The following is a 6,583-nucleotide window of genomic DNA, read 5'->3' as shown; positions in this document are numbered from 1 at the left end:
CGTGTCAATATGGACTGCTTACTTTTTATCTCCTTAAATTTTTAATTCAAAAATCCAATATGGTGGTCTTCATTCATCCCCTCCATCTTTTTCATGAAGGCTGGGAGAGCACGACTAATTTGGTGAGGGAGAACGATATACCGGCTTTCGGCGATCTTTTCCGCAATCGCACTGTGCGCATAAACGGCAGCGAGGACGGCTTTATCTGCCTTCTCGTTAAATTCAGCAGTGAAGCCTCCCACCATTCCAGCAAGAGTATCACCCATTCCACCAACTGCTTGGGCGGGGGTACCGATTGGCAATTGATATACTTGGTCATCAGTATAAATTTCTGTGTGGTGCTTCTTTAAGACAACAGTAGCACCAAGCTTTTCTTGAACTGCCTTGTTCTTATCTTCAGTTTGATCGCCAATCTTGATTCCAGAGAGCCGTTGCCATTCCATTTCGTGAGGAGTATAAATAATGTTTCCCAGTGGTTGTTCAAGCTTTTCCATCGCCATCAGGGTAATTGCCGACCCATCAATGATCACATTTTGTTTCTCGGTTGTATGAGCAAAAACATTCTTCAAAGTTCGTAAACTTGTTTCATCATTTCCAAGACCTGGCCCAACGACCACACTGGTAGCAGCTTTAGTAAGGTCAGCGACTAGGGCATCATCAGTAAAATCAGCGAACATCGCTTCTGGTAACTGCGCATGGAGGGCACTAGCGTTGATTTCATCAGTTGCAGTTGTTACAAGCCCAGCTCCAGCACAGACGGCCGCGGTTGATGCCATAATAATTGCGCCACCAAAATTACGATTGCCGCCGATAAGGGTAACTTTACCAAAAGTACCCTTAAAACTGTTTTCAGGACGGGGAGCAATAACATCCTTTAAGATTTGATCAGTAAGTTTTTTCACAGTTAAGACTCCTTATTATTTTATTTAATAGACAATTTAATGGTATCATTAAAATTAGTCAAAGTAGAATATTTTGGAGGGATTAATCTTGACTGATTGGATGAAAGCCGCAGAGGCACAAAAAGAAAACTATTTAAATGATCTTGTAGCATTAATGAAGATCCCTAGTGTCCGTGATGATTCGGCGGCAACAGCTGAATACCCGCTTGGCCCTCGTCCTGCTCAAGCGCTAAAAGCATTTTTAGAGATGGCAGAACAAGACGGTTTTAAAGTAAAGAACATTGATAACCTTGTTGGGTATGCTGAATGGGGTGAAGGCGATGAAACACTTGCTATTTTAGCCCATCTTGACGTAATGCCTGCTGGTAAGGGTTGGGATACGGATCCATTTGACCCAGTTATCAAGGATGGTAACTTATATGGTCGTGGTGCTTCTGATGATAAGGGACCTGGAATGGCCGCTTACTATGCCTTGAAGTATTTGAAAGATCAAGGCGTAAAGTTTAACAAGAAAGTTCGTTTTATCGTTGGAACTGATGAAGAAAGTAACTGGACTGGAATGCACCGTTACTTTGAAGTTGAGCCAGCCCCAACATTTGGTTTTTCACCAGATGCGGAATTCCCAGTAATTAACGGTGAAAAGGGTCAAGTTTCGCTCTTGCTTGATGTCCCTGCTGGCAATGGAGATGCTTCAACACAACTAGTTAGTTTTGAATCTGGCTTACGTTTCAACATGGTACCGCGGGAAGCAGTTGCCCTCATGCGGACAGATAACCCTCAAGAAGTTACTAATGATTTTGGCCACTTTATTGAAGAAAATCCGGTTGAAGGTAATATTGAATCAACAGATAAGGGTCTTAAGATTACTGTCATCGGAAAAGCTGCGCATGGAATGGAACCAGAAAAGGGAATCAATGCAGCAACCTACCTTGCAAAGTTCTTAAATCGATATGACTTTGGTGGAGGCGCAAAGAGCTTCATTGAATTCTTAGCTGACTATCTTCATTTAGATACGCGGATGGATGGCTTTAATGGTGCTTACACTGATCCGGTAATGGGTGAATTAACTATGAATGCTGGAATCTTAAACTTCGATGCGGACAAGGGTGGTCACATTGACATGAACTTCCGCTTCCCTAAAGGCGTGACACCAGATAAGCTAGAGGATACTGTAAAGACGATTGCTGACAAATTACAAATTAAAGTTACACAAGGTCCATCCCAAGCTCCACATTATGTTGATCCAGATGATCCAATCGTTAAGACCTTGATGCAAGCTTATATTGACCAAACTGGAGATACAGACGCAAAACCAGAAGTCGTTGGTGGTGGAACTTACGGTCGTTTGATGAAGCGGGGTGTTGCCTTTGGTGCTTTAATGCCACATACGCCAAATACAATGCATCAGGCTAATGAATATCAACCTGTTAATGATTTAATTACATCGATGGCAATTTACATGGAGGCAATTAATAATCTCGTTACTGATTAATTTTGTGCTAAAATAAGGATACAAAATGGAGGTGTCAAGAATGAGTTATCAAAATATTCTTGTTGGTGTTGATGGTTCAAAGCAAGCTGATATGGCTTTTGAAAAAGCGGTTGACACTGCTAAGACCAATGATGCTAAATTGTACTTATTAAGTATTATCAATGGTGAACGCTACCCAAGTACTGGTCCTGGTGGATACGGCTTTGTTAGTCATAGCATTTATGATTCAGCAATTGAAACAATGCAAAAGAAATTAGCTGACTACAAGAAAAAAGCAGAAGCTGCTGGAATAAAAGATGTTGAAACTGATGTAAAAGTTGGTAACGCTAAGGTTGAACTTGCAGAACGTTATCCAAAAGAAAATGATATTGATTTAATCATTATTGGCGCAACCGGATTAAATGTTGTCGGTCGTCTGCTTGTGGGTTCAACGGCTGCCTATACTATTCGTGAAGCACCATGTGACGTTACCGTTGTTAAGACAAATTTGAAGAATCAAAAGTTGGATATTAAGGAAACGACATATCCTGAAATGTAAAGCATAAAGACTAGGGGAATTTTCTTCTAGTCTTTTCTAGTTTAAAAATGCAAATTCATAATTTTCACGTATATATACTATAGGACATTATGAAGGAGTGTTTTATTGTGTTAAACCGCCGTGCTATTATGAGTGCATTAATTGTTTTAACAAGTCTTAATGGGCAACCGATTAAAGTGGACGCTATCCAACAAGCACAATTTGATGCAAATGAAGATGTGAAACGTGCAAAGCCGATTGATGAAGAGGCCTTAGTTAATCATGCTGAAGAATATATTGATGCTTATTTAACAGAATATGAAAATGCTGCTCAAGCGAAAGGAAATAATGCTTTGACAGGTGCCGAGGAAGAGCCTGAGCATGAAACTATTCAATCTTCAACTGAAAATTCTGCTGAACAAAGGCAGCTGCTAGAAGATAAAGAAGATGAGCAGGTTTATCAACCGCAACAACCATCTGCAGTTCAAGCAAAGTTTATTAATCGAATAGCCCCAGCTGCTCAACAAATTGGTCGGGAGCATGATTTATATCCATCAATTATTATTGCGCAAGCGGCCTTAGAGAGCGACTGGGGATGCAGTACGTTGGGAAAGGCGCCTAATAATAATCTTTTTGGGGTTAAGGGGCAAACAGTTGCTCAACCCACGACTGAATATGATAAGCAAGGCCATAAGTTTCAGGTTATTAGTAATTTTCGACAGTATGCAAGTGAATACGAAGCGTTAAGGGATTATGCGCAAACATTAGAAGACCCACTTTATCAAGGAGTTCACCGTCAAAATACCAAAAATTATCGTGAAGCTACACGGGCACTTCGCGGACGATATGCAACAGATCCTGAGTATGATCGGAAGCTAAACCAGCTGATTGATACTTACCAACTTACTAAATATGATGATCAAGTTAATACCAGCAATGAACGGGCTAATCCTGTTCCAATGACTGACAGGAAAGAGGAGAGTGAGGCGATGCCAATCGTTGCCAAACATCCCGTTCAAGCGAGAAAGAACGATGTTAATATCCCTCAATATGTTCCTTTGCTTGGTGGAGTAGGGACGGCAGGAATGATTGAAATGTTTCGTCGTTTGTTGAAGAAAAGGAAAGAGCATGATTAAAAGGCAAACCTCTAATCATGCTCTTATCAATTATTTAGCGTAATGACTTCAACCGTTCATCAATCATTGCTAAGACCGCATCAACGTTCTTAGGATCTTCAAGGTCATAACGCTCTAAATCAATTTTCATTTTTGGACTAGCATCGTAATCCTTGTACCATTGCTTGTAGGCACTCCACATCTTGTAATAGTAATCCTTTAACTCTGGATTAGTATCAATTTGCTCGTAATCCCGCCCGCGCTTTTTAATCCGGTATAAGATTGTTTCAAAATCAGTTTCAGAATAAACCATTAAGTCTGGTGCGCGTTTAGGTAACTGTTGGAGGTCACTCATCATATTGTCGAGAAGCTTTAAGTATACTTCTAATTCAGTATCAGTGATGTTACCCTCGGCGTTATTTTCTCGCGTAAACAAGGCATCTTCGTAAATAGAACGGTCAAGCACGTTGTTATCATCAGTAAGTGCTTGTTTAATCATTGAGAAACGCTTGTTTAAAAAATAAATTTGGAGTAAAAAGCCGTACTGTTTTGGATTTTTATAATACAGTGGTAAAACTGGATTTTCTCCGACTGGTTCAAAAAATGCTTTTGTATGTAAGTGTTCGGCAATCTTCCCAGTTAAAGTTGTTTTACCGACACCAATCATCCCTGCTGTAATAATCACCATAATGGCCCCTCTTTACTTTTTTGTCACAAAAAATATCTTACTACAAAATATTGTGGAATGACACACCTAATTTTACAATATTTGGTGGTTACCAGATTTAACTTATCGTGGTAAAAGTTATCACATCTACATTGTTAGCGATTATAATAAAAGTAGAGATATGATTAAATTTTAAAAATCTAATCATGTGAAAAATTAATATTAAGTCATGTGGTAATAAGTCAAGATGTAATTATCACTGACTAGCTTGTCTTGACCAGATTTTGGGCGCACTTAAATAAGCCTTGATACCAAGGTGTTTTAAAACTTAAGCGTCGAGAATCATTTTATCTTTCTATACCAATTACCTCTTTTCTTGATAGATTTGGTGATTTTTGAGTAGGAAGAAAATCACCCTGACTAATTTACGTGCGGTAAGAACGAGGGCTCGTTTGGATGGAGTACGTTTCACTTCTTTATATTTTCGTTGGTAATATTCACCGAAAACTGGATCTTGGATCCTAACTCGGTTGGCAGCTTCAACCAAGTAGTATCTGAGATAAGCATTACCAGTTCTCTTAAGTGGTGTATTATCGCTAGCGTAATTTCCCGACTGCTTTTCTTTCCAGGAAAGCCCAGCATATTTAGCTAACTTAGCTTCATTGTCAAATCTTTCGATTTGACCAATCTCAGCTAGGATTCCAGCTGCGTATACCGGTCCGATGCCGGGAATTGAGCGGAGAATTTGTTCTTCATCAATTACTTTAACAATCTTCTCAATTGCCTTGTCGAGATCCTTAATCATCTTTTGAAAGGCTTTAATCTCTTCGGCATAAACAGACAAGACCGTATCCACTGAATTAGCGACAACTTTATCTAAACGATAAGAAGAGCGAACAGCCTTCTGAATTGTTTTAGCTAGGGCTTCAGGGTTCGCGAAGCGACCTCGTCCATGTTCAGTTAAATACGCAGTTAAGTCGGAAAGAGAAATATTGAGCAGGTCATCGGTAGTCATATCTTCAGTCAAAAGACTCATCATCGTCGAACCGAAGACTGAAGTGTTTAGCTCATCAGAAATCACTAGTTCATTGAGCTTATAGTATAAGTTCTCAATAAAGTGTTGCTTAGCACGAACTAGACTTTGAACCAGTTCATAACGTGAGCGTGTTAAGCGTTGAAGAGCAATGTAATTGTCCTGACGGACAAGTCCAACTGAGTAGTGACCAACACGTAAATAATCGGCGATGTAAAAAGCATCGATCTGATCGTTTTTGTCTTCAGCGAAAACATCATGATAGCGTTTAGTTTTCTTAGGATCGATGACAACAGACTGAGTATTCAGCTTTTTCAAGTCTGAATCTTCTTGAAAGAACATCGCTGGGTGAAAACTATAAATGGAAGTAGCTTCCATTCCGATAATAATTTGGTCTAAATGATTTGAATTCGCCGTGTTGATAATTACATTTTTTAATTCGGTTGCGCCTTTCAAATCATTAACGAAGTTACCTTGGAAAACAACTTCGTGGTTTCCTTCGGAAATCATCGAGGTTACAAGATCTTTTGAGCTAACGTCAATACCGACAAATAGTTTCATTGGAATGGCCTCCTTTCATTAAAATTTACTGGTCTTAATCTGATCACTGCATGATAGCCCCTAATTACAATCACTAAAGACATCCTCGCAAGTATCAGTATTCATTGGTTAGAGAATCAAAGCTGCACCTAATCCTACTCTGAATTAGTCGATTCTCTAATCGATACAGCATGTGAGTTCGAAAATTAGTTGATTGCCTGGGCGGCAGACTTAATAAGTAGTTCAAACTACAGGAGGTATTAACCTATACCAGTTGACCAAAGCCAATGATAATTAGAGGTTATCATGCGGTGACC

The 6,583-nt window shown here is 39.5% G+C and carries 6 protein-coding genes; 3 read left to right on the top strand and 3 right to left on the bottom strand.

The window, feature by feature from the left end:
* Positions 1–41: 41 nt before the first annotated feature.
* Positions 42–902 carry an NAD(P)H-hydrate dehydratase gene (locus tag AACL61_RS09825; RefSeq protein ID WP_339111326.1) on the bottom strand — a complete coding sequence of 287 codons (861 nt, stop codon included), beginning with the start codon at positions 900–902 and terminating at the stop codon, positions 42–44.
* A gap of 88 nt (positions 903–990) precedes the next feature.
* Between AACL61_RS09825 and pepV the strand changes: the two genes are divergently transcribed.
* The 3 genes from pepV (at position 991) to AACL61_RS09810 (ending at position 4,047) form a co-directional block, all read left to right on the top strand.
* Positions 991–2,394 carry a dipeptidase PepV gene (gene pepV, locus AACL61_RS09820; RefSeq protein WP_102816058.1) on the top strand — a complete coding sequence of 468 codons (1,404 nt, stop codon included), beginning with the start codon at positions 991–993 and terminating at the stop codon, positions 2,392–2,394.
* A gap of 25 nt (positions 2,395–2,419) precedes the next feature.
* Positions 2,420–2,932 (top strand): universal stress protein, encoded by a 513-nt coding sequence (locus AACL61_RS09815; RefSeq protein WP_003668541.1) that lies wholly within the window; start codon positions 2,420–2,422, stop codon positions 2,930–2,932.
* 89 nt (positions 2,933–3,021) lie between these two features.
* Positions 3,022–4,047, top strand: coding sequence for a glycoside hydrolase family 73 protein (locus AACL61_RS09810; RefSeq protein WP_339111325.1), 1,026 nt, complete (start codon positions 3,022–3,024; stop codon positions 4,045–4,047).
* Positions 4,048–4,081: 34 nt separating this feature from the next.
* On the opposite strand, the gene AACL61_RS09805 is transcribed toward AACL61_RS09810, so the two are convergent.
* Positions 4,082–4,714, bottom strand: a complete 633-nt coding sequence (locus AACL61_RS09805) for a deoxynucleoside kinase (protein WP_003664204.1) — start codon at positions 4,712–4,714, stop codon at positions 4,082–4,084.
* Positions 4,715–5,057: 343 nt separating this feature from the next.
* Positions 5,058–6,287, bottom strand: a complete 1,230-nt coding sequence (locus AACL61_RS09800; protein ID WP_102816810.1) for an IS110 family RNA-guided transposase — start codon at positions 6,285–6,287, stop codon at positions 5,058–5,060.
* Positions 6,288–6,583 lie beyond the last annotated feature (296 nt).

The organism is Limosilactobacillus reuteri subsp. porcinus (genome assembly GCF_036621895.1).
GTDB lineage: Bacteria > Bacillota > Bacilli > Lactobacillales > Lactobacillaceae > Limosilactobacillus > Limosilactobacillus reuteri_J.
This window is presented reverse-complemented; position numbering and strand designations above follow the sequence as displayed.

What these genes read in the sequence shown, in the direction of transcription:
- AACL61_RS09805 (WP_003664204.1), bottom strand. Translation starts at nt 4,714, where the DNA reads ATGGTGATTATTACAGCAGGGATGATTGGTGTCGGTAAAACAACTTTA.
- AACL61_RS09815 (WP_003668541.1), top strand. Translation starts at nt 2,420, where the DNA reads ATGGAGGTGTCAAGAATGAGTTATCAAAATATTCTTGTTGGTGTTGAT.
- AACL61_RS09800 (WP_102816810.1), bottom strand. Translation starts at nt 6,287, where the DNA reads ATGAAACTATTTGTCGGTATTGACGTTAGCTCAAAAGATCTTGTAACC.
- AACL61_RS09810 (WP_339111325.1), top strand. Translation starts at nt 3,022, where the DNA reads ATGAAGGAGTGTTTTATTGTGTTAAACCGCCGTGCTATTATGAGTGCA.